The organism is Bradyrhizobium sp. HKCCYLS3070, assembly GCF_051167575.1.
Lineage (GTDB): Bacteria > Pseudomonadota > Alphaproteobacteria > Rhizobiales > Xanthobacteraceae > Bradyrhizobium.
The window spans coordinates 395,383-415,853 of record NZ_JBNPTI010000001.1; the positions used below are offsets into that span (position 1 = coordinate 395,383).

25 protein-coding genes are annotated in these 20,471 nt (G+C 66.3%); 14 read left to right on the forward strand and 11 right to left on the reverse strand.

What is annotated here, in order from left to right:
- Positions 1-15 precede the first annotated feature (15 nt).
- Positions 16-1,167 carry a hypothetical protein gene (locus ACQR03_RS01770; protein WP_434841513.1) on the forward strand — a complete coding sequence of 384 codons (1,152 nt, stop codon included), beginning with the start codon at positions 16-18 and terminating at the stop codon, positions 1,165-1,167.
- A 147-nt stretch (positions 1,168-1,314) separates the two neighbouring features.
- Positions 1,315-2,064: an alpha/beta fold hydrolase gene (locus ACQR03_RS01775; RefSeq protein WP_315714691.1), complete on the forward strand. Its 750-nt coding sequence runs from the start codon at positions 1,315-1,317 to the stop codon at positions 2,062-2,064.
- Positions 2,065-2,185: 121 nt separating this feature from the next.
- Here the strand turns inward: ACQR03_RS01775 and ACQR03_RS01780 are convergent, their stop codons facing one another.
- A complete protein-coding gene (locus ACQR03_RS01780; RefSeq protein ID WP_409977901.1) occupies positions 2,186-3,550 on the reverse strand; it encodes a hypothetical protein in 1,365 nt (454 codons plus the stop codon).
- Positions 3,551-3,998: 448 nt separating this feature from the next.
- On the opposite strand from ACQR03_RS01780, the gene cysE reads away from it, so the two are divergent.
- Positions 3,999-4,829 carry a serine O-acetyltransferase gene (cysE, locus tag ACQR03_RS01785; RefSeq protein ID WP_315714689.1) on the forward strand — a complete coding sequence of 277 codons (831 nt, stop codon included), beginning with the start codon at positions 3,999-4,001 and terminating at the stop codon, positions 4,827-4,829.
- Positions 4,830-5,095: 266 nt separating this feature from the next.
- Complete coding sequence (locus ACQR03_RS01790) at positions 5,096-5,308, forward strand: DUF3126 family protein (protein ID WP_006611186.1); 213 nt, start codon at positions 5,096-5,098, stop codon at positions 5,306-5,308.
- Positions 5,309-5,756: 448 nt separating this feature from the next.
- Here ACQR03_RS01790 and ACQR03_RS01795 read toward each other — a convergent pair whose 3' ends face one another.
- A complete protein-coding gene (locus ACQR03_RS01795; RefSeq protein ID WP_315714688.1) occupies positions 5,757-6,455 on the reverse strand; it encodes a hypothetical protein in 699 nt (232 codons plus the stop codon).
- Positions 6,456-6,651: 196 nt separating this feature from the next.
- Between ACQR03_RS01795 and ACQR03_RS01800 the strand changes: the two genes are divergently transcribed.
- Both ACQR03_RS01800 and ACQR03_RS01805 read left to right on the forward strand, forming a co-directional pair.
- The gene (locus tag ACQR03_RS01800) at positions 6,652-6,981 is read left to right on the forward strand and encodes a DUF6949 family protein (protein WP_009027540.1); all 330 of its coding nucleotides are present in this window, start codon (positions 6,652-6,654) and stop codon (positions 6,979-6,981) included.
- Between the two features lie 83 nt (positions 6,982-7,064).
- Positions 7,065-7,595 carry a gamma carbonic anhydrase family protein gene (locus ACQR03_RS01805; RefSeq protein WP_316170253.1) on the forward strand — a complete coding sequence of 177 codons (531 nt, stop codon included), beginning with the start codon at positions 7,065-7,067 and terminating at the stop codon, positions 7,593-7,595.
- A gap of 28 nt (positions 7,596-7,623) precedes the next feature.
- On the opposite strand, the gene ACQR03_RS01810 is transcribed toward ACQR03_RS01805, so the two are convergent.
- Positions 7,624-7,791 carry a hypothetical protein gene (locus ACQR03_RS01810; RefSeq protein ID WP_434841512.1) on the reverse strand — a complete coding sequence of 56 codons (168 nt, stop codon included), beginning with the start codon at positions 7,789-7,791 and terminating at the stop codon, positions 7,624-7,626.
- Positions 7,788-8,093, reverse strand: a complete 306-nt coding sequence (locus ACQR03_RS01815) for a hypothetical protein (RefSeq protein ID WP_315749454.1) — start codon at positions 8,091-8,093, stop codon at positions 7,788-7,790. Before ACQR03_RS01815 ends, ACQR03_RS01810 begins: the two co-directional genes overlap by 4 nt.
- A 75-nt stretch (positions 8,094-8,168) precedes the next feature.
- Here ACQR03_RS01815 and ACQR03_RS01820 point away from each other — a divergent pair, with 75 nt between their 5' ends.
- The 3 genes from ACQR03_RS01820 to ACQR03_RS01830 all read left to right on the forward strand — a co-directional run bounded on the left by ACQR03_RS01820 (position 8,169) and on the right by ACQR03_RS01830 (position 9,377).
- On the forward strand, positions 8,169-8,636 hold the full coding sequence (locus ACQR03_RS01820) for a hypothetical protein (protein ID WP_434841511.1): 468 nt from the start codon (positions 8,169-8,171) through the stop codon (positions 8,634-8,636).
- Between the two features lie 158 nt (positions 8,637-8,794).
- Positions 8,795-9,094 carry a hypothetical protein gene (locus tag ACQR03_RS01825; protein ID WP_315714683.1) on the forward strand — a complete coding sequence of 100 codons (300 nt, stop codon included), beginning with the start codon at positions 8,795-8,797 and terminating at the stop codon, positions 9,092-9,094.
- 130 nt (positions 9,095-9,224) lie between these two features.
- On the forward strand, positions 9,225-9,377 hold the full coding sequence (locus tag ACQR03_RS01830) for a hypothetical protein (protein ID WP_315715000.1): 153 nt from the start codon (positions 9,225-9,227) through the stop codon (positions 9,375-9,377).
- Between the two features lie 107 nt (positions 9,378-9,484).
- Here the strand turns inward: ACQR03_RS01830 and ACQR03_RS01835 are convergent, their stop codons facing one another.
- The 5 genes from ACQR03_RS01835 to ACQR03_RS01855 form a co-directional block, all read right to left on the reverse strand.
- The gene (locus ACQR03_RS01835; protein ID WP_434841578.1) at positions 9,485-10,297 is read right to left on the reverse strand and encodes a dienelactone hydrolase family protein; all 813 of its coding nucleotides are present in this window, start codon (positions 10,295-10,297) and stop codon (positions 9,485-9,487) included.
- Positions 10,298-10,692: 395 nt separating this feature from the next.
- On the reverse strand, positions 10,693-11,208 hold the full coding sequence (locus ACQR03_RS01840) for a hypothetical protein (RefSeq protein WP_315714681.1): 516 nt from the start codon (positions 11,206-11,208) through the stop codon (positions 10,693-10,695).
- Positions 11,209-11,462: 254 nt separating this feature from the next.
- A complete protein-coding gene (locus tag ACQR03_RS01845) occupies positions 11,463-11,879 on the reverse strand; it encodes a hypothetical protein (protein WP_316202843.1) in 417 nt (138 codons plus the stop codon).
- Between the two features lie 225 nt (positions 11,880-12,104).
- The gene (locus ACQR03_RS01850) at positions 12,105-12,731 is read right to left on the reverse strand and encodes a transglutaminase-like cysteine peptidase (protein WP_315714679.1); all 627 of its coding nucleotides are present in this window, start codon (positions 12,729-12,731) and stop codon (positions 12,105-12,107) included.
- 332 nt (positions 12,732-13,063) lie between these two features.
- Positions 13,064-13,678, reverse strand: coding sequence for a PilZ domain-containing protein (locus ACQR03_RS01855; protein WP_315714678.1), 615 nt, complete (start codon positions 13,676-13,678; stop codon positions 13,064-13,066).
- Between the two features lie 183 nt (positions 13,679-13,861).
- On the opposite strand from ACQR03_RS01855, the gene ACQR03_RS01860 reads away from it, so the two are divergent.
- Complete coding sequence (locus ACQR03_RS01860; RefSeq protein ID WP_316202842.1) at positions 13,862-14,848, forward strand: MBL fold metallo-hydrolase; 987 nt, start codon at positions 13,862-13,864, stop codon at positions 14,846-14,848.
- Positions 14,849-15,053: 205 nt separating this feature from the next.
- Here ACQR03_RS01860 and ACQR03_RS01865 read toward each other — a convergent pair whose 3' ends face one another.
- Positions 15,054-15,611, reverse strand: coding sequence for a PAS domain-containing protein (locus ACQR03_RS01865; RefSeq protein ID WP_315826219.1), 558 nt, complete (start codon positions 15,609-15,611; stop codon positions 15,054-15,056).
- Positions 15,612-16,133: 522 nt separating this feature from the next.
- Between ACQR03_RS01865 and ACQR03_RS01870 the strand changes: the two genes are divergently transcribed.
- Entirely contained in the window at positions 16,134-16,931 is a 798-nt protein-coding gene (locus ACQR03_RS01870; protein ID WP_434841577.1) for a rhomboid family intramembrane serine protease, read from the forward strand.
- Positions 16,932-17,206: 275 nt separating this feature from the next.
- A complete protein-coding gene (locus ACQR03_RS01875; protein ID WP_315714675.1) occupies positions 17,207-17,635 on the forward strand; it encodes a CBS domain-containing protein in 429 nt (142 codons plus the stop codon).
- On the opposite strand, the gene ACQR03_RS01880 is transcribed toward ACQR03_RS01875, so the two are convergent.
- On the reverse strand, positions 17,622-18,641 hold the full coding sequence (locus ACQR03_RS01880; RefSeq protein WP_315714674.1) for a patatin-like phospholipase family protein: 1,020 nt from the start codon (positions 18,639-18,641) through the stop codon (positions 17,622-17,624). The genes ACQR03_RS01875 and ACQR03_RS01880 overlap by 14 nt on opposite strands.
- A 240-nt stretch (positions 18,642-18,881) precedes the next feature.
- On the opposite strand from ACQR03_RS01880, the gene ACQR03_RS01885 reads away from it, so the two are divergent.
- Both ACQR03_RS01885 and ACQR03_RS01890 read left to right on the forward strand, forming a co-directional pair.
- Positions 18,882-19,958, forward strand: coding sequence for a hypothetical protein (locus ACQR03_RS01885; RefSeq protein WP_315826218.1), 1,077 nt, complete (start codon positions 18,882-18,884; stop codon positions 19,956-19,958).
- Positions 19,959-20,031: 73 nt separating this feature from the next.
- A complete protein-coding gene (locus tag ACQR03_RS01890; RefSeq protein ID WP_434841510.1) occupies positions 20,032-20,202 on the forward strand; it encodes an RNA polymerase sigma factor region1.1 domain-containing protein in 171 nt (56 codons plus the stop codon).
- Positions 20,203-20,471: the final 269 nt, after the last annotated feature.

Below are 20,471 nucleotides of genomic sequence, written 5' to 3' on the forward strand. Positions count from 1 at the left end.
AAACGTGAAGGCGGCGTGATCTCGAAGCGAATCAAGCTGGGACTCGGTCTGGCGCTGGCCGGGCTCGCCGTGAGCGCCGCGGTCGGCGCTGCGATATGGCCGCACGCCTATGGGGCCGGAGCCATCGTCGTGGCGCAGGACGATCCGGCGAGGCTGTCGGAGCTTCAGATCGCGTCCGTTCTGCAGAACGATCCGGCGCGGATCATCAGCAATATCGAGGACGCGCTCGCCGCCGGCGATCCAGATCTCGCGGAGAGCTTCGTCGCGCTCGCGCGGGATCAGCAGGTGGTGCTCGACGAGGGGCTGGTGCAGCGCGTGAGCGATGCGGTGGCCGCCGAGAAGGCGCCGGCCAGCGTTGCCAAGCGGTTCGCGACCGGGCTCGTCACCGGCCAGGTCGACGACGTCGCGAGCCTGTCCGGCACGGTAGCCGGCGATCTCTTCGTGTTCGGCGACATCCGCGACGCGGTCCGCGAAGGCAAGCATCTGGTGATGGGCGAGGAGACCGACCGCCTGGTGCTGGGCCTGGCCACGGCCGGTCTTGCCGTCACCGCCGCAACCTATGCCTCGGCCGGCACCGCCGCGCCAGTGCGGGCCGGGCTGACGCTGGTGAAGGATGCGCGAAAGGTTGGCCGGCTCGGCGAGGGGCTCGCCGCCTGGGCGGGACGCTCCGCGCGCGAGGTGGTCGATGCGCCGCTGTTGCAGCAGGCGGTGGCCTCGGGCTCGGTGCTTCGTCCGGGCCAGACCGCGACCGCGATCCGGGCGGCGTTCCGCGCCGAGAAGGCCGGCGCGCTGGTGCGGCTCGCCAAGGATGTCGGCCGCATCACCGAAAAGGCCGGCACGCGCGGCGCACTGGATTCGCTCAAGCTCGCCGAAGGACCGAAGGACATCGCCCGCGCGGCCCGCCTGGCGGAGGCCAAGGGCGGGCAGACGCGGGCGATCCTGAAGCTGCTCGGCCGCGGCGCGCTGCTGCTGACCGCGGGGGCATTCAATCTCGCGCTCTGGCTGTTCGGCGCGCTGATGACGCTGCTCAGCTTCGTCGCATCGCTGAAGGCGATGACCGAGCGGGCCACCCAGGCCTGGCTCGACCGGAGCCGGCGGCGCCGCCTGCGCCGGATGCAGGCCGCGGCCGTCGCTCCCGAACTGGCCGCAACCGCGTCCTGCGGCTAGAGCATGATCCGGAAAAGTGGAAGCCGGTTTTCCGAAAAGATCATGCTCAAACAAAGGGATAAGATCATGATGCGATTCCGTGGAATCGCATCATGATCTAGACTTCGTCCGACCAGCTTCACTCCAGCGTTCCGGGATTCGCGACCGATGCCGAGCTTTCACAACGGCGCCGTTGAAATTGCCTTCATCGACGAGGGGGAGGGCGATCCGATCGTGCTCGTCCATGGCTTTGCCTCGAGCAAGAACGTCAACTGGGTCTATCCGGCCTGGATCTCCGAATTGCGCAAGGATGGCCGCCGGGTGATCGCGCTCGACAACCGCGGCCATGGCGATTCGGCCAAGCTGTACGACCCCACGCTGTATTCGATCGCGGAGATGGCGAGCGACGTCACGGCGCTGATGGATCATCTCGGCCTCGCCAGCGCCGACGTGATGGGCTACTCGCTCGGCGGCCGCATCGCCGCGCATATCGCGCTGACCGCGCCAGAGCGGCTGCGTTCGGCGATCTTCGGCGGCATCGGCATGGCGATGATCGAAGGCGGCGGTCCCGGCGAGAACGTCGCCGCCGCGCTCGAGGCGCCCTCGATCGATAACGTGACCGATCCCGTGGGCCGCACCTTCCGCGCCTTCGCCGACCAGACCCGCTCGGACCGTCTGGCGCTGGCCGCCTGCATGCGCGGCTCGCGCGGCCTGATCTCGCGCGACGACGCCCGCCGTATCGCCGTGCCGGTGCTGGTCGCGGTCGGCACGGCCGACGAAGTGTCGGGCTCCGGTCCGGCGCTCGGCGCGCTCATCCCCGGTGCCGAAGTGCTCGATATCCCCAATCGCGATCACATGCGCGCGGTCGGCGACAAGGTCTACAAGGCCGGGGTGATCGACTTTCTGTCACGGCGCTGAAGCCGTAGCCCGGGCGAGCGCAGCGACCCCCCGGGGTCTCCGGCACAGCGCGCGAGACCCCGCATGTCGCTATCCCGACGCCTTGCGGCGCCGGCTGTCGCTGATGCGGGCTACGGGGGCGTCATGCGGCGGAGCCGTCCACACGCTCGCCGCTGAACCACCTCGCCGCCGCGATCAGCGCGGTGAAGGTGGCGATCCACACCATCCGGGCGCCGTAGCGGTCATGCGGGCCGGAGATGACGCCGCAGATCACGGCATTGCCGAGCAGCGCCAGGGTCACGGTGATGGCGAGCAGGGCCACGTCGTCGCGCCGCCGGCGCCAGATCGCGTGCGCTGCGATCGCCGCCGCCGCCAGCATCGAGGCCAGCGCGACCGGCACGTGCAGCCAGTTGATGACGGCGAAACTGATCTCCCAGTGCTGCTGGTGTGCGGCGCGCATCTTCTTGACCTGCGAGGGGACGTAGCGCTCGATGATGCCATAGGTGTGCGGCAGCCAGCCGTTGGTGCCCTCGCCGGTCGCCACATGCACCAGCTGCTCGGCGGTGGCGACCGCGGCGGCCCTGGCCTGCCACAGCGGGTAGGCCGCGAGCGACCGCTTCACGATGAAGCCCATCTCGTCGTTCATGCCCTCGAAGCGGCCGAGCTTGTTGAACATGCTGTTGCCCCACAGGAAGTCGTCGGCGGTGGGCGGCAGCTCGTTGCGATAGGGGCAGAGCTTCAGCTTCTCGCGGGCGCAATGGTCCTTCAGATATTGCGCCACGATGCCGTCCTGGAGCATGCGGCCGAAGGCGACGCCGGTACCGCCCGGCGTCCACGCGAGCTGGCCGGACAGGGCAAAGTTGGCCGCGAGCAGCATCGCCGCACCCGCGACGATCGTCATGCTGGCCTGGACCAGGCCGGAGAGCGCGATCTGCCGGCGCAGCCAGGGATAGGCGATCCAGCCGGCGCAGCACAGGCCGAACAGCACGCCCAGCGTAGCGCTGTGGGTGGCGGAGGCGAAGGCGACGAAGCCGAACAGCGCGCACTTTTCCAGGACGGTGGTCCGGCGCGCCTGAGTGACCATGATGTAGAGCGCGAGCACCGACAGGCCAGCGAAGATGTCGGTCAGCAGCATGCTGGCGAGCCAGGGCAGGGCGGTGGTCAGGATCAGCAGCAGGCCGATCCAGAGCAGTCGCAGCGGTTGGGCCAGTCCCAGCAGGCGCAAGGTGAGCTGCAGGATCCACAGCGTCGCCAGCGCCTGCAGGCCGAGATTGAGCCAGAAGCTCGAGCCCTCGCCCCAATGCAGATAGAGCCCGAACACGGTCGAGCGGCTCGGCACCAGATAGCCTTCGTACCAGCGCGCGAGATAGCCCCCGGTGTCCCACTGCAGCAGCGGGTAGCCGTTCCACAGCGCCGGCGCGACCAGGAAGAGCGGGATGACGATGACGGGGAGCCAGGCCAATCCGGCCTCGGTCGCGCGTTCGTCCAGGATCTGAGTGTTACTGATACCCGTGTCCCCCCGATCAGGAGCACCGTGGCCGAAGTATGGTCAGGGCGATATTCACTAGTAGACGCAGAGCGATGGATGGTAAAGCCGATCCCGTGATCGAACGGGGGGCCGCCGGCCTTCGATCCTCCGGGTGGTTCCTTTTTGCCGCAGCCACCGGTATCCGCCCCATCCGCCCGCAGGGTGCGCCAGGGGCGGGAACCGATTGCTTCCCCGGTGATCGTCTTGATTTCGGGTTCCTGCTGCCCACCTTGAGCCGACGCGGTGCCGAATGGCATGGCGGCGCAACCGGGACGTCACCGGCGGGGCGTAACGGAAATGTCTCAATCCCGTGTTCTCTGGGAGGCAGGCTGGCTGGAATGGATCCCCGGCCTCGCGCAGCCCGCTGAGGACATCGTTCCATGCGCCGTGCTATAAGGCCCGCCCACTGAAACTGCGAGAAGCAGCCATGGCTATGCATCAGACCAATCCGCAGCAGGGCAGCAAGCTGGCGACGCTTGATCCGATATGGGATCGGATCCGCCACGAGGCAGAAGAGATCGTGCGTCGCGAGCCCGAGCTTGCGACCTTCATCTATTCAACCGTTCTGCACCACGGCCGTCTCGAGGATTCGGTCGTGCACCGGGTTGCCGATCGTCTCGATCATTCCGCGCTGTCGGGCGACCTGATCCGCCAGACCTTCGACGACGCGCTGCGCGACGAGCCGGACCTCGGCCATGCGTTTCGCGCCGATCTCGTCGCCGTCTACGATCGCGATCCCGCCACCACGCGCTTCATCGATCCGTTGCTCTACTTCAAGGGCTTTCACGCGCTGCAGACGCACCGGCTGGCGCATTGGCTGTACCGCAAGAGCCGCAAGGATTTCGCGTTCTATCTGCAGAGCCGGTCTTCGGCGGTGTTCCAGACCGACATCAATCCGGCGGCGCGCATCGGCCGCGGCATCTTCCTCGATCACGCCACCGGCTTCGTCTGCGGCGAAACGGCCATCATCGAGGACAACGTCTCGATTCTGCACGGCGTGACGCTCGGCGGCACAGGCAAGGAGAACGAGGATCGGCATCCCAAGATTCGTCACGGCGTGCTGATCGGTGCCGGCGCCAAGGTGCTCGGCAACATCGAAGTCGGTCATTGCGCGCGCATTGCCGCCGGCTCAGTCGTCGTGAAGCCGGTGCCGAACAACGTCACCGTCGCAGGCGTGCCGGCGAAGATCGTCGGCGAGGCCGGTTGTGCGGAGCCGTCGCGCACCATGGATCAGATGATCAACGCGATCGGGATCTGAGCCGCGACCGCGTCGGCGACCGCGAAGTCAAGACCTTCTCATCCAGGGAAATTCGTGCCAACACATTGGCGTCTGTGGATTTGACGATCCGCCGTTTGTCTTGGCGGAGTGAATGTGAGATCCACGGCGTCCCTTTCAGGTCGTTCGACATCGCCGGCTCGTCTTGCCTCGATCGATGGGCTGGAATGTCGAACTCATAAGGACACGGACGTTCGCGCCGCAACGTCCGCATCATCTGCAAACCTCGCTGTCGATTGGAGATCACCGTGGACGTTCAGGAAGTCAGGAAGCTCGACGCGTATCTGAAGCGCGTGTTCGGCAATCCCAAGATCCGTGTGGTGCCGCGGCCGAAGAAGGAAGACTCCGCCGAGGTCTATATCGGCGAAGAGTTCATCGGCGTGCTGTTCGTCGACGACGAGGACGACGACCGCTCGTTCCAGTTCCAGATGGCGATCCTGGAAGACGATCTGGTCGAGTAGTTGCCGGATGCAGCGGCCCGCATGAGCGCGAAGCGCATGCGGGGACGCTTGCGAAGATGGCGGCGTTGCCAGAACGAATCGTGGTGCAGGCGCGCCCAGGGGCGCGCTCGCGCGGGTTGAGAGAGCAGCTCCCGCAGACCGGCTCCAGCGTGCTTACGCACACGCTGTCAGCACGCAATCCGTCCGCGGATGAGCCCAGCTTCCATCCACGCCGTCATTCCGGGGCGCGCGAAGCGCGAGCCCGGAATCCATAGCCCCAGGACGGCGTGAGACGCGCGATGGCCGTGGCGCATGTGGTCGCCCCAACATCCGCTCGTGAGTATGGATTCCGGGCTCACGCTTCGCGTGCCCCGGAATGACGATCGGAGAGAGTTTGGCAGCTCTCACATTCGACGTCCGTGCGCGGGCTGCGCTCATCCGGGCCACGATTTCAACGATTGCCTACGACCTACTTCACCGCGTGCATCTGCGCAGTCAGCCGCTCCATCGCGCTCGCCACGTCCTGCCATTGCGACAGCCAGCTGCGGGGGTAGCGAAACACGAGATCCGCGCCCTCGACGCGGCGCTCGCTGAGGCACATGCCCGGCGTGGCGGCATCACGCGTGCAGCGGGCGACCAGCAAAGGCTGCTCGGCCGTGAACAGATCCTCCATGTCGTACGCTGTGCCCGCGCGGAAGCTTCGCATGCTCAATCCGTCCTGCACCGGCACGGCCGTCGGATTGAGATAGCGCGGATAGATCGTCTTCAGTCGCATCTCGGGCGACATCGCGTCGTGATGCGCCGATATCGAGACGAAGATGCGATCGATCGGGTGCGGCGCCTGATCGATCTGGTCGGCGCTGACGTGATGCGGCGCCTCGGGCGGCGTGAGCGAGGGATATTCGAAGCCGAGATCGACGCGCTCCTGCGGCCCCGTATGGCGCTGGATCTTCACCCGGATGGCGGCCGCCGGCACGTTGAACACGGTGCCGCCGATGCTGACCGGCAGGCGCTCGGGTCCCTTGAAGGTGCCGGCGCGCCAGGTCGGCCAGAGCAGGTAGGCGACCAGCGCGATTGCCGCCGCCGCCAGCACGCAGCCCAGGATGATCGGCACGGCATGGCCATGTCCGTTCGAAGGGCGGGCACTGCGGACCGAAAACATCGTCATGGCGGGCAGGGGATCTCAAGGACCGAATCAGCGCCGACTATGCCATGGCGATGCGGCATTCTGCAGAAACTTACCTGCAGGGAGCCGCGCACCGGCCGCGGCCGCCATTAACCCTTCCTTAAGGATAATGTGGCGGGCGCGGTCGCTTTTTGCCAAACCAGCATCGGTCAGTTCTGCAAGTGTGTGAGTGCGTACGATGTCGGCAGAGGCGTTCAATTCCCTGTTCTCGCTCCTCATCGGTTTCGCCTTGGCCGGCGCCTTGGCGAGCGGCTACCAGGCCTATGCCGAACGTCCGCCGGGATTCGAGCTGCTGCAGGAGGGCGTCACGCCCCGGCGGTTCGCCGCGGTGCCATTCCTGGTGTTCGCCGCGCCTTTCATCATCATGCGCAACACGCTGCGCGGCGCCCGCATCGAGCGCCGTCGCTTCGAGTTCGTGATGCTGGCGACCGTGATCGCCGGCTTCTGGAGCATGATGTGCGGCACCTTCGTGGTGATGACGCTGCGCGCCGCGGGCGTGCTGGCCTAGTTCCCGTGCCGGGCGCCGCAGCGGCGCTTGCTTGAAATCGCTCCGGGGGCTGTGCCAAGGTCGCCTGCGAACGGGAGACCTCGATGGCCATCTACGAACTCGACGGGCAGGCGCCCGAGCTGCCGGCGGACGGCAACTACTACATCGCCGACAATGCCACCGTGATCGGCCGGGTGAAGCTCGCCAAGGAGGTCACGGTCTGGTTTGGCGCGGTGATCCGCGGCGACAATGACTGGATCGAGATCGGCGAGAGCTCCAACATCCAGGACAACGCCACCTGTCACGTCGATCCTGGCTTCCCGCTGCGCGTCGGCCGCAACGTCACCGTCGGCCACAACGTGATCCTGCACGGCTGCACGGTCGAGGATGATGCCCTGATCGGCATGGGCTCGATCATCATGAATGGCGCGCATATCCGCCGTGGCAGCGTCGTTGGCGCCGGCGCCATCATCACCGAGGGCAAGGATTTTCCGGAATACTCGCTGATCATCGGCGCGCCCGCGCGTGTCGTGCGCACGCTGGAGCCGGCGCAGGTCGAGCGCATGGGCATCGCGGCCAAGGCCTATGTCGCCAAGGGACCGCGCTACACCAAGGGTCTGAAGAAGATCGGCTGACGTCACGGCCGATGGAGTCGGAGATTCTTCACGTCCCTTCGGACTCGCCTGCCTCCGCTGCGCTGGCGACACGTTCGTGGCCGCTCGCCCACAGCGCATGCTGTTCGCTGCCGTCCTGATAGGGATTGGCCTCGGCCGGAATGTTCGCGCGCGCGGCGCGCTCGCCCTGTTCGAACGGATCGGGGTCGGTGCTCATGCTGACGTCCTGCTCCTCTGCTTCGGCTTGTGCTTCGACTGGTTTCTGGACTTGTCGTCGGGCTCGTTCTTGCGTTTGCGCGCAGGCTTGCCTGCGCCATCGCCATCCTCCGCAGCGCTCTTGCGCAGCGCGTCCTTCAGATCCGCCGGTACGCCGTGCTTTTCCAACAGGTCCATGAACGCCTCGTCGGCGAGGTCCTGCAGACTCAGCATCTGATCGCGGCCGAGCTGCTTGAGCTTGTCGAACGTGTCCTCGTCGAAGGCGATCAGCTTGCGCACGGCTCCTTGCTCTCCTCGCCCCATCAATCCTCTCCGATCAACATTCGTTCCGGAACGCGGTCCGTCCGGCTGGGTTGAAGTGTAAAGGGAGACGGTCCCATGGCCAGGTTTTCATTGGGCACCTTGATCGTGATTGCAGGCCTCGGCACGGCCACTGCGGTGTTCGCGCAAGGCGGAGGCGCTGGCGGTGGAGCGAGCGCCGGTGGCGCGGCGAGCGCGGGAGCCGCCGGCACCGGCACGACCGGTACCGCTGCAGGATCAGGGAACATCGCCGGTCTCGGCAACGCGCAGAACGAAGCCGGAAGCGGCAGCAATCCCTCGCGGCTGTCGCAACCGGGGGCGGCAGCTGCAAACGGGACTAACAGCCTCGGCACAGCGCAGTCGTCCGGCTCGGGCGCAAGCGGGGTGGGGTCGAGCAATTCCGGCGTCACGACCGGCGTGGGTCGTGGAGCGGCGGGAGGCACCGCGGCGACGGGACCGAACCGCGCCAGTGATACCGATGAGCAGGTTCAGCAGGAGAACAAGACGGCCGACCGGAAGGTGAAGAGCATCTGCCGCGGTTGCTGAATATTGCCCGCGGCTCCGGACGTCACGTAACGACATCGAGATCGCGCAGATGTGAGCGGGGTTGCCCGCGCGCCGTTCCAAATCCGGCTTAGAGACATTCGATGGACAGTACCGAGTGCAATGACATTGTCATGCCGGTTGAATTTGGAGACGGATCGATGCGCAAGAGATTGATGGGATTGCTGGCGGGCGCCGTGATCGCGGCCGCAATGATTCCGGGCATGGCGTCGGCGCACGGGCCGGGCGGTTTCCATCATGGCTTCGGCCATCGTGGCTTTGGCCCGGGTTTTGGACTCGGGTTTGGCTTGGGTTTTGGTTATCCCGGCTACTACGGATACGGAGGCTATCCCTATTACTACCCGTACACCTACGAGGACCTCGGCGGCTGTTACGTCGCCCGCAAGCGTGTGCGGACAGCGCGCGGCTGGCGCTTCCGCAACGTCGAGGTGTGTGAATGAAGCTTGGGTGAGGCGACCGGCCGATCCGGTCACTTCGCCTTAACGACATCTCGTGACGATTTGTTGCCGCTCCGATCGGCGGAGCGGCGGCGGAGAAGTAGCTGGCGCAACGCTTGCATGGGATCCAGGCATGATCAACACACTCACATCCCCTGAACTCACGTTTGTCTTCATGGGCGTCGTCGTCAGCCTGGGCGCCGCGCTGGTCTGGATGGCCTGGGAGCTCGAGCAGGGCGGCAGGCAGCTGGCGAAGATCCGTCGCGACGATCGTCGCCTGCGCTAGCAGCCGACGGTCCGGCGCCCGCATGAACGCAAGCGACATGCGGCAAGCGACATGCGGGAAGCCTCGCGGGCGCAGTCTGACGGGTTCGCTCGCCCGGGCCGCGGCTGTCAGCTCAGCACGCCATATTTCTTGAACCACGCCTGCATCTGCGCCCAGCCGTCCTCGGCGGCGTCCTTGCGATAGCTGGGGCGATAATCGGCGTGGAAGCCATGCGGCGCGCCGGGATAGATCTTGAACTCAGCGGTCTTCTTGTTGTCGGCGAGCGCGGTCTTCATGGCTTCGACGCTGGCGACGGGAATGCCGGTGTCGGCTTCGCCGTAGAGGCCGAGCACGGGCGCCTTCATCTCGGGTGCGAGCTGCGTCGGGCTCTTCGGCCAGGCGGGATTGGGCGGATCGATCAGCGGGCCGTAGAACGCAACGCCCGCCTTCAGCGCCGAACTATGCGCCGCATATTCCCACACGGTGCGGCCGCCGCGGCAGAAGCCGACGATGCCGAGACGCGAGGTGTCACCGCCCTGCGACTTGGCCCAGGCCACCGTCGCGTCGAGGTCCGACAGCAGCTCCGCGTCGGGCTTGGCATTCACGATCGGCAGCAGGTCCTTGATCTCGGTGATCTTGGTGAGGTCGGTCCCGCCGCGGAAGTAGTAGTCCGGCGCCACGGCGAGCGCACCGAGCTTGGCGAGACGGCGCGTCACGTCCTTGATGTACTGATGCAGGCCGAAGATCTCCATCGCGACCAGCACGACGGGCGGATTGCTGGCGCTGGCGGGGCGCGCGAAATAGGCCGGCATGTCGCGGTCGCCGACCTTGATCTTCGCATCTCCGGCATTCAGGCCGTTGGTGTCGGTGGTAATGACCTCGGCCCGCACCGGGCCGGCAGCCAGCGTGTAGCCGGCCGTCACGGCAGCGGACGCGGTCATGAAGCCGCGGCGTGAGAAGGGGGCGACTTTTGTCAGCCCGATGACATCGGACGTCAGTGCTGGATCGGCGGACATGGGGGCTCCTCTGCGTCTTACGGGCGCATTGAGCCGAGAATTGACGGGGAAAAGCAAGTCACCAGCCGGAGAGCCGCGGCGTCGGATCCGTTCCGGGCGGTCGAACGCGCCGCCACAAAAAACAAGGCCGTCGGCGCAGTATGGCGCCAACGACCTTGCCAGCCCCGGATATTGAAATTGGCCCTGTGCCATCCTGAAATTGGCTCGCCATCCGGTGAAGGCAGGATGGCGTGACTCCCGGTTTCAATCTGTGAAGCACTTCACAGGATCCTGGGAATATTCGGCGGGCTTTCTACGAGCAGGCGTCGGGACCGGCCGTCTCAGGATCGGTTACGACGATGCCGATGGCCGCCGCGGCTGGCATGGGCGCGGGCGCGGATGCTGCGGTTGCGTGGAGCAGGCGCGGCCTGCTCCGAGCTCTGCGTGCTGGCGAACGACTGGCGCAGGCCATCGATGGAGTCCTTCAGGGTCGAGACCTGGTCCGACAGGCGCTTGGTGTCGGCCTGCTGGGCCGCGAGCAGGCGGCGCATGCTCTGCAACTGCTCCTGCATCATCTGCAACTGGTCGATCGATTCCTGCTGGGTGGCCTCCAGGCCCTTGGTCTTCTCCACCAACTGCTCGGACGCCTGCACCGTGCGCGCCTGCAACTGCCGCGTCACCGCGCCGCGCTCGGCTTCCGGCGCGCCGCCATAGGCACGCCACAACATGATGCCGCCGATGCCCGCGATCAGCACCACGAGCGTCGCGGCTGCGAGCGCGATCGGCTGGGCGCCCTTGACGGGGGCCGGGCTGAGCTTCTCGGGGTAGCGTCTGGTGTCGCGCGTCACCGGATTCATCACGAAACCACCCAAATTGAAAAAGCTTCGGATGCTCCTCCCGAAAACTGGGAGAGGCGAAAAACTCGAGCAGAGAACGCTGTCCGCCCAGCCCGCAAATCGTGCATCTGGCGAACGAACCAAGTCGTCAGCTTTTGATTAGGAAATCCGACAAAAGCGAGGCCTGCAAGCCCGAAATGGCGCGCCCGCCGCATGCACCACGCCGGTTCCGGGGCGCGGTCGCGACCAGCCGAAAACTGCGGCCGGACAAATGCTTACTGCGTTGCGCTGCAGTTCCGGCAGATCGTGAGCTTCTGCTTGAGGCGGGCCTCGTCGGCGAGGTCGGCCGCCTGTTCCTCCTCCCAGCTCATCCGGCCGCGATAGCCGGAGCTCGACTGCGCGGACATCACGTCGACCCGCGAGTCGCCATGGCGCTTCGCGCCTTTGCGCGACGTGCCGATGTCCGGCTCCGTCACCATCTCGGTGTCGGCGTCGGAGGTGGCGACACGGCCGTCCCAGTCGGCCGCAGCGCTCGTCGGCTGCGCGGTAATCACCGCGGGCGTAGCGGCCATCGCCGGCGCGGCTGGGCCGGCCGCGGCCAACGGTCCCGAGCAGCCGGCGCCGGACATGCAGCAGTTCGCCAGGGTCAGGGCCGCGGCCAGCAAGGTCGCGCTTCGCAGGATCATCATCATGCCGACAACCTAAACCCGACGGTCGAGGGAAAACAAGGTTGGCCGGCCGTCGCCGCGCCCCGCCTGTGACATATCGTCAAAGCAAGGCCAAAAAAAGTTGCGGCCAGGCCTTGGGGGAGGCCTGGCCGCGCGCGAACCGGTCTGGGACGGGGAGGGGTGGGGATGTGACCGGGTCGCGTAACTCGAATTCGTGTCTCGCCTCTCTGATCAGCGCTTGCGGACGCCTTAGCGTTCTCTGGCGCTGGCGGTGGCCACTGCCGGGCGGCCGTCGCCGAGCGAGACCCAGACGTTGGGGTCGCTCTGCGACTGCCGCTTGACGAAGCGGTAGCCGGTCTCGGTCCAGGCGACGACGCTCTCGTTCTGATTGTCGAGCACGTACTCGCCCTTGTCGGTCTTCACGGTGAGGACGGCGTGTCCTTCACCCTTCTTGTCGCGCACCACCGTGATCAGCAGCGCCTCGCGGGGCCAGCCGGCATCGATCAGCAGCTTGCGCTTCAGCAGCACGTAATCCTCGCAGTCGCCGTAGCCGTCCGTCGGCAGCGACCATTTCTCGACCACGCCCCAATGGTCCATGTCGGTGATGGGCTTGACGTTCTCGTTGACCCAGCGATTGACCTTTAGCAGATCGCGCCAGGCGGTCTGGGACAGCACGATGTCGCGGGGCTGCGACGCGCCGCCGCGGCATTCCTCGGGCGCCTCGGTGCAGAACTCGACCCAGCCGATCGGCGCCCGTGCGGTGTCGCCCAGGCTCGCATAGAGCACCCGGTCATCACCGGCATGCGCCATCCCGCCCATCGCCATCAGGAAGGCTGCGACCGCCCACCCCGTTGCCTGTCCCGTCCGCTTGACCATTTTGGCCCCCGTTTTCGTTGGGACCATGTGTCTCACAAAGATTTTTCGCTGCCGCTAAATCGCCACGATGGATTTGACGCAAATCCAAGTAAAACAAAGGGCTTATTCGACTTTCACTTGAATCGAATCTAGCTAAAATTTGAATCATTCGCGGTTGAATCGAATGCGCTGCATTAAGCCGGGAACCGCTGCCGTTGCAGGGTCCCCTGCGCTTTTCCCGTCAACTATTAACTGCGCCGGATCACCTGTGCGCTGGCCGAACGCCACACGGCGCCCGTGGTGGCGGACGCCGTGTGCTCCGTGAAGTTGCGGGATTTCAGAGGCTTGCGGCTTTACCGCGCGGTAACGCTGTCTTCGAGCGTTTCGGCGAGCTGGGCGTGCGTGAACTCGATCGCGAAGCCGCCTTCGAGATTTCGCACCACGCGCGCCTGGACGCGGCCGAGCATGACCTGCGATTTCAGCGGCGGCCTGGTCTCGGCCGCAATCGCCGCGCCCGACAGCGACATGTCGATGATGCGGCAGGTCATCTTGGTGCCGTCCTCGAGCGTCAGCACCGCGATCGGGTTGCGCGGAATGATACGGTCGTGGCGGCGATCCTCCGGCAGATTGAGGATGTCGCGGTTGGCGAGCCAGGTCAGCTGCGCGGCGAGCTTGTCGCGCTTGCGCGCGGTGGCGCCGATCGTCATGGCGAAGCCATTGTCGATGATGCGGGTGATCTTGCCCTCGACGCGGCCGATATGGTCGAGATAGGCGATCACGCGGTCGCCGACATTGCCGATGCCGGGCGCGAGCAGCGCCAGCCCGCCCGGCGACATGTTGATCACCTGGCAGGGAAACTCGCGCCGGTCGGGCAGCATGTAGCGGCCGAGCAGGTGGACCTTGACCCGCTGGAAACGGCGGCGCTCCTCGGCGGCCGGAAGAGAGAGTTTTTTGTTCGGCAACGCCATGTTTCGCCACTCAAAGCCGGCTCTTAGCGTGCCGGATGATCCAGTGTTGAAACTAAGTCCTTCACGGTTAATTCAGCGTTACGTTGTGCTCCTGCAGCACTCTGCCGCGGGCCATGACGAGCTGATAGAATGGGCAGGCGCGACATCGCGCCAATGACGCCAACGGAGATGGGAGAGACGTTCATGCGGAGCTTGTTGGGAGCCGTCGTGGCGGTCGTGGTCTGCGTGGTGGCTGGATCGCCGCCGGCCGCGGCAGCCGAGATGAAGGTGACCCTGCTCGGGACAGGCACGCCGACGCCGCGGCTGTCGAGCTTCAGCGCCTCGACCCTGATCGAGGCCGGGCCTGAGCGGCTGCTGTTCGACCTCGGACGCGGCTCCACGATCCGCCTGTTCCAGAAGAGCATCCCGCTCGGCAGCATCACCGCGCATTTCCTCACCCATCTGCATTCCGATCACGTGGTGGGACTGCCGGACATGTGGCTGAGCGGCTGGATCGGCACGCCCTGGGCCTCGCGCAAGGGGCCGATGGTCGTGTTCGGACCGAAGGGGACAGTGGCGATGACGGAGAATCTCACCAAGGCCTTCTCCGAGGACATCCGCATCCGCATCGATGACGAGCACTATCCGCCGGAAGGCGTCGCCTTCGCCGCGGCCGACATTGGGCCCGGCGTCGTCTACGAGCGCAACGGCGTCAGGGTGAGCGCCATCGAGGTCAATCACGGCGAGAAGATCAAGCCGGCGCTCGGCTATGTCGTCGAATTCGACGGCAAGAAGGTCGTGCTGTCCGGCGACACCAAGCCCGATCCGCGGGTGGAGAAGGCGGCGGAGGGCGCCGATCTTCTGATCCACGAGGTGGCGGTGATCGATCCCGAACTGATCAAGACCTATCCGAACTATCGTGCGATCGAGGACCACCACACCTCGCCGGAGGAGGCCGGCAAGATCTTCACCGAGGCGAAGCCGAAGCTGGCGGTCTACTCGCACATCGTGTTCGCCACCGTGAAGCCGGTCCAGGACGTGCCCGAAGAGGCGCTGATCGCGCGCACGCGGACGAGCTATGAGGGCCCGCTCGTGGTCGGGCGCGATCTCACGTCGTTCGTCATCTCGGATCAGGTCGCCGCGTTTGCTCCCGACGGCAGTCCGATCACGCCGCTGACCGGCTCACATTGAGGAGGCGGGACGGCAGCCCAGATCCCGTAGCCCGCATGAGCGCAGCGACATGCGGGGACGTCTGTCCGCCGGCGATTCACCGTCGGCGTGCGACAGCTTCGACGCGGGCACGCGATGTAAGGATGGTCTGTCCCGGATGTCGCTTTCGCCTGCGCCCTTCGGGCTCCGGCTGGCGCTCATCCGGGCCACGAGATCGGCGCTGCACTCAGCGCAGTCCCTCATACACCATCAGGCCGCGGGCGAGCGCGAGCTTGCGCAACGCGCGCGGCACGATCGGTCCGGCGGGCGGATGGATGTAGCGCCATGACACCATCTCCAGCGGACCGAGCGCGCCTTGCGGCGTCTCGAACGGGGCGAGCAGGCCGGTCAGGCTGATCGGCTCATGCGCGCGGGCGGCGAACGGCAGCAGCAGGAGTTCGAAATGCGCGGTCGTGCGATCCGGCGCCTGCGCCGTCACGCCGGCGATCGCCGGCAGCGTCTCTTCGCAGACCACCGCGGTGATCTCCTCGATCTCGCGGCGGCTGGCGGGCGCGAACTGCGCCGGAAAGCTCCTGTCCTTGACGTCGCCGCCGAGCAGGGCGCACAGCCGCGTGCCCGCCATGCGGAACGGAAAGCCGCTGTCGGCATCGCAGGACAAGACGAAGATGTCGCCGAGCAGCTCGCGCACGGCCGACGGCTCGAAGTCGCAGCGCTCCGGCGCCTTGGCATGGCCGCGCCTGTCGTTCCAATAGGCGAAGAGCTCGCGATTGGACGGATGTTTCATCTCGGTGATCCCTCGCGCCCTCGACGTCACGGAGGACATTGCTGTCCCGCTTTCGTCCAGGCGCCTCCCTGGTTTGTTTTCGCAGGAGGGGTGGTGCAGCGTCCATGCCGATGGTGCGATCGTGCCGGCTTTCCCCCGGCCTTCCGCGCGTTAAGGTTAAATTAACGATGAGCTTGGCGGCCGCCGAGCGATCGTTAACAATGCGTTCATCAGATCGCGGCCGGAAGGTGGAAGGTCCGCCGCGATACGGTGAGTTACACGCAGGCGGCGTCAAACAAGTCTGGTCGTCGCGACGGGGCGGGGTGGGGAAAACGACCCCGGGCGCTCCGGACGCGGCAAAGGCCGGCAGGTCTCGGAGGGAGGGTTTTCTCAGAACCCTCCCTCTTTCTTTTGGCGGATCGGCTGTCCTTTCGCCTCCGCGGCCCGGGGCTGCACATCAACTCTGCCGCCATGCGCTTGCACAGGCCGGCCAAAGCCGCCTATCTGACGGATCTGTTCCTCTCGTCGAAGGCGTGCGTTCCGTTGGATTCCCCCTCGTCAGACCTCACGCAGGATCCGCCGCTCCAGCAGGCGCGGGAGCCGATCCTCAATCTGCCGGGCGCACTGACCGCCTACATCCTGCTGATCGCGGTGATCCATCTGCGTGTGCTGCTGCCGGACGAGTGGAACGGCTGGATCGTCGACCTGTTCGCCTTCGTCCCGAAACGATACGACCAGACCCTGATGGACGGGGCGTTTCCCGGCGGCACGCCGGCCAAGATCTGGACCTTTTTCAGCTACTCGCTTCTGCACGCCAATCTGGCGCATATCGGTTTCAACGTGCTGTGGCTGCTGCCGTTCGGCAGCGCGCTCGCGCGCCGCTTCGGTGCGGTCAGGTTCTATCTGTTCATGGCGGTGACGGCGGCGGCCGGTGCGCTGGCGCATCTGCTCACCCACGAGCACGCGCTGGCGCCGATGATCGGCGCCTCGGCCTCGGTGTCCGGCACCATGGCGGCGGCGATGCGCTTTGCCTTCGTGAGCGGCAGCTTCCTGTCGTTCACCCGCGGCGATGCCGAGGCGGCGGCCAGGGTTCCGGCGCTGTCGCTGACGCGTGCGCTGCGCAATCCGCGGGTGCTCGGCTTTCTGGCAGTGTGGTTCGGCGTCAACATCGTGTTCGGCATCGGCGGCATCACGCCCGGCGCCGAGGGCGCCGACGTCGCCTGGCAGGCTCATATCGGCGGATTCATCGCCGGACTGATCCTGTTTGCGCTGTTCGATCCCACCCCGCATGTGCGTGACGATGCTGCGCCTGCGTTGCCGTCCGACGTGGTCGACCGTTAGGTGCCGCGATCCTGCGCTTGCGAGCGCAGGTGATTTCATTCATCATTTGTGTCCACTGCAACCGGGGCACGATTCCGGATGAACGAAAGCAGGCGATTTGTGCCGCGCAGGCCAGCTTGCGGAGTGCAATGCAACCAAAGCGCGATCAGAAGGATTGGATCCGTTGCATTGTCAGACTGTTGATTGAAGACTCGCTTGACTGACGATCGCTGGAAGCATCGGCCGCAACGACGCCTCGCTCAAGAAGGCACACCGGCCCCTCAAGGAGACGAGCAATGACAGTACGTGCGATCCTCGACACCAAGGGCCATCAGGTCGAGAGCGTCGAGTCCCAGACCACACTCGCCGAAGCCGCCAAGCGGCTCGCCGACCGCAAGATCGGCGCGGTGCTGGTGATGTCGGGTTCCCGGATGGAGGGCATCCTCTCGGAGCGCGACATCGTCCGCGCGCTCGGCGAGCGCGGCGCCGCCGCGCTGACCGAGCCGGTGTCGAACGTGATGACGCGGCGGGTGGTGAGCTGCAAGCCTGCGGATACCGTCGCCTCGATCATGGAAATGATGACCAACGGCAAGTTCCGCCATCTGCCGGTGATCGAGGGCGGCGTCGTGGCCGGCCTGATCTCGATCGGCGACGTCGTGAAGTGGCGCGTCCAGGAATACGAGGCCGAGCAGGAAGCACTGCGCCAGTACATCAAGACGGCGTAGTCGCTCCGCCGCCGGTCGGCGTCACCGCGCCGATCGCTTCCTGGATGGAATCCAGCGCACGTTCGGCCGCCCTGGTGCCGAACGCGATGAGGTCGGCCGCGCGATGAAAGTCGAACCAGCCGATCTGGCCGACGCGCGGCGAGATCAGAAGGTCCGGCGGATCGCCCGCGAGGCGCGCGCGGGTGATGCGGTCCTGCATGATGTTGAAGGCGTCGACCATCACCGACGAGATGCCCGGCCGGCCACCCTCGCCGAAGAACTGCCGCTTCACCGCGCGCTCCGGCGAGAACAGCCTGCGGAAGCGCCGCTTCGGCGGCGCGCTCTCCATCACTGTCTCCGGCACCTCGACCGGCTGGCCATGCGAGTAGATCGTCGTCGAATGCGTGAACACGTCGCTCGACAGGTTGGCGGCGATCACGATCTCGGCGCCGAGCGCGCGCGCCGCCGACACCGGCACCGGATTGACCATGGCGCCGTCGACCAGCCAGCGGTCGCCGATCAGGACCGGCGCGAAGATGCCGGGCAGGGCGTAGGAGGCGCGCATCGCGTCGACGAGGCTGCCATGGGTCAGCCAGATCTCGTGCCCGGTGCGGATCTCCGTCGCCACCGTCGCCACCTTCATCGGCAGCTCCTCGATGGTGACGCGGCCGAGCGAGGCTTCGAGTTGGGCGGCGAGCTTCTCGCCGCCGATCAGGCCGGAGCCGTTGAGGCGGATGTCGAGATAGCCGAGGATGTTGCGCATCTGCAGGCTGCGCGCCCATTCCTCCAGCGTATCGAGCTGGCCGGCCGCATAGGCGCCGCCGACCACGGCGCCGATCGAGGTGCCGACCACGACATCGGGCACGATTCCGTGCGCCATCAGGGTCCGGATCACGCCGATATGGGCAAAACCGCGCGCCGCGCCGCCGCCAAGCGCAAGGCCGATGACCGGCTTGCGGATCGTGCCGAGACCGACATCGGAACCTTCGGTTCCGTTCGCACGGCGTCCTTTCAGAATGTCCAGCACCGAGATCTCCACGCCTACGCAAACTGTGTGCAACGAGTCGGCAACGGACTCATGACGCATGACAGCCTAGCACCAGCCTACCAGAAGCATCCTTTATGCCGGGTCGACGGGAGCGCCGGATGCCGCTGATTTGAACTCTCCGCCGGAGAATGCGACCAAGTCGCGCGCTGCTTACGGGGTTCCTCCGGGACAGTTGAGTAGAGGCTTGAATTTGCCGCGTTTTTGTTCAAAAGCAAGACGATGACGACAGGTCGCGGGTTCACCAGATTCCGGCGCAGCGGGCGGCTATGGCTTGTGCTCGCCTTGTCGTGGCCGCTGACCGGGCTCGTGACGCTGCCGGCCGCGGCGCAACTGTTCAGCGACCGGCCACCGCCGATTCCGCCGGCTTCGGTGCCCGATCCCGGGGCGGCGGTGAGCCTGGCGCCACCCTCCGGCCCCGCCGCCGGTCCCATTCCGCCACCGGCCCCGCAGGTGCTGCCGGGACCGCCCGTCGCCGCGATCCCACCCGGCGCGCCGGCTGCGATCCCGCCGGTTGCTGCTCCACCCGCCGCGGCTCCCAATCAGGGCGTGCTGTCGCTGTCGGCGCGGTTCGGAAAGGACCTGCCGAACATCAATGGCGGTCTGGTCTGGCGCGTGTTCGCCGACCGGCCGGACGAATCCGGCGCCTTCAAGATGCTGCGCGAGGATCGCGGCCCGACGCCGAACATCGTGCTGCCGCCCGGCACCTATGTCGTGCATGTCGCGCTCGGCCTCGTCAGCGCGGTCAGGTCGGTGAACCTGAAGACGGAGACCGATCGCGAATCTTTCGTGCTGCCGGCCGGGGGCCTGCGCCTCGAGGGCAGGGTCGGCACCAGCAAGATCCCGCAGAACCAGATCTCGTTTGCCATCTACAAGGGCAGCCAGTTCGACGGCCGCGAGCGGGCGCCGCTGGTGCCGAACGTCGCCGCCGGCGACATGCTGATGCTGCCGGAGGGCACCTATTACATCGTCTCCAACTATGGCGACGCCAACTCGGTGGTGCGCTCCGACATCCGCGTCCAGGCTGGCAAGCTCACCGACGTCACGGTGACGCACCGCGCCGCGGTCATCACCTTGAAGCTCGTCTCCGACAAGGGCGGCGAGGCGCTCGCCAACACCGCCTGGTCGGTCATCAACCCCGGCGGCGACGTGATCAAGGAATCGATCGGCGCCTTCCCCAAGGTCGTGCTGTCCGAAGGCGACTACCGCGCGATCGCCAAGAACGAAGGCAAGGTGTTCGAACGCTCCTTCAGCGTCGTCAACGGCGTCGACGGCGAGGTCGAGGTGCTCGCGCGGTAGGACGCGCGAAAGTTCGCAGGGGCAAACCGACTCTCCCCACCATCCATGAGAGCCAATCTCCGGGGAGAGCCGCATGAAGATATCCGACAGCATCCGCAATGCCATCGCCATCGGCGAGCGCAAGGGCTGGATCACGTTCGATGAACTCAACGCGCTTTGCCCGGGCAGCACGGTCGAGCCGGAGGACATCGAGCGGATCATGCGGGCGCTCAGCGACGCAGGCATCCGTCTGGAGGAGGACTGATGCAAGAAAAGCGTTTTTGGCAGGAGCGCGCCTGACCACGGGTGTCGTCCCGGCGGACGCCGGGACCCATACCGCGGATGCTATCGGGGGACGTAGCTGTCAGTGGCCCGCATCACCGCGGCCGGTGGCTATGGGTCCCGGCTCAAGGCCGGGACGACAGCGGTGATTGTCGAAGCAGTGGTGCGCGACACGACTCGCTAAGTCGTGCACATCTGCCCGTCGGGTTACTTTGTCGCAGTTATTAGTTCTTGTGTCGTCGGGCAAATCAG

What these genes read in the sequence shown, in the direction of transcription:
- ACQR03_RS01890 (WP_434841510.1), top strand. Translation starts at nt 20,032, where the DNA reads ATGAAGATATCCGACAGCATCCGCAATGCCATCGCCATCGGCGAGCGC.
- cysE (WP_315714689.1), top strand. Translation starts at nt 3,999, where the DNA reads ATGGCTATGCATCAGACCAATCCGCAGCAGGGCAGCAAGCTGGCGACG.
- ACQR03_RS01820 (WP_434841511.1), top strand. Translation starts at nt 8,169, where the DNA reads ATGGCCAGGTTTTCATTGGGCACCTTGATCGTGATTGCAGGCCTCGGC.
- ACQR03_RS01865 (WP_315826219.1), bottom strand. Translation starts at nt 15,611, where the DNA reads ATGAAACATCCGTCCAATCGCGAGCTCTTCGCCTATTGGAACGACAGG.
- ACQR03_RS01815 (WP_315749454.1), bottom strand. Translation starts at nt 8,093, where the DNA reads ATGGGGCGAGGAGAGCAAGGAGCCGTGCGCAAGCTGATCGCCTTCGAC.
- ACQR03_RS01885 (WP_315826218.1), top strand. Translation starts at nt 18,882, where the DNA reads ATGACGACAGGTCGCGGGTTCACCAGATTCCGGCGCAGCGGGCGGCTA.
- ACQR03_RS01860 (WP_316202842.1), top strand. Translation starts at nt 13,862, where the DNA reads ATGCGGAGCTTGTTGGGAGCCGTCGTGGCGGTCGTGGTCTGCGTGGTG.
- ACQR03_RS01805 (WP_316170253.1), top strand. Translation starts at nt 7,065, where the DNA reads ATGGCCATCTACGAACTCGACGGGCAGGCGCCCGAGCTGCCGGCGGAC.
- ACQR03_RS01855 (WP_315714678.1), bottom strand. Translation starts at nt 13,678, where the DNA reads ATGGCGTTGCCGAACAAAAAACTCTCTCTTCCGGCCGCCGAGGAGCGC.
- ACQR03_RS01875 (WP_315714675.1), top strand. Translation starts at nt 17,207, where the DNA reads ATGACAGTACGTGCGATCCTCGACACCAAGGGCCATCAGGTCGAGAGC.
- ACQR03_RS01775 (WP_315714691.1), top strand. Translation starts at nt 1,315, where the DNA reads ATGCCGAGCTTTCACAACGGCGCCGTTGAAATTGCCTTCATCGACGAG.
- ACQR03_RS01800 (WP_009027540.1), top strand. Translation starts at nt 6,652, where the DNA reads ATGTCGGCAGAGGCGTTCAATTCCCTGTTCTCGCTCCTCATCGGTTTC.
- ACQR03_RS01840 (WP_315714681.1), bottom strand. Translation starts at nt 11,208, where the DNA reads ATGAATCCGGTGACGCGCGACACCAGACGCTACCCCGAGAAGCTCAGC.
- ACQR03_RS01825 (WP_315714683.1), top strand. Translation starts at nt 8,795, where the DNA reads ATGCGCAAGAGATTGATGGGATTGCTGGCGGGCGCCGTGATCGCGGCC.
- ACQR03_RS01845 (WP_316202843.1), bottom strand. Translation starts at nt 11,879, where the DNA reads ATGATGATGATCCTGCGAAGCGCGACCTTGCTGGCCGCGGCCCTGACC.
- ACQR03_RS01835 (WP_434841578.1), bottom strand. Translation starts at nt 10,297, where the DNA reads ATGACCGCGTCCGCTGCCGTGACGGCCGGCTACACGCTGGCTGCCGGC.
- ACQR03_RS01795 (WP_315714688.1), bottom strand. Translation starts at nt 6,455, where the DNA reads ATGACGATGTTTTCGGTCCGCAGTGCCCGCCCTTCGAACGGACATGGC.
- ACQR03_RS01830 (WP_315715000.1), top strand. Translation starts at nt 9,225, where the DNA reads ATGATCAACACACTCACATCCCCTGAACTCACGTTTGTCTTCATGGGC.
- ACQR03_RS01850 (WP_315714679.1), bottom strand. Translation starts at nt 12,731, where the DNA reads ATGGTCAAGCGGACGGGACAGGCAACGGGGTGGGCGGTCGCAGCCTTC.
- ACQR03_RS01810 (WP_434841512.1), bottom strand. Translation starts at nt 7,791, where the DNA reads ATGAGCACCGACCCCGATCCGTTCGAACAGGGCGAGCGCGCCGCGCGC.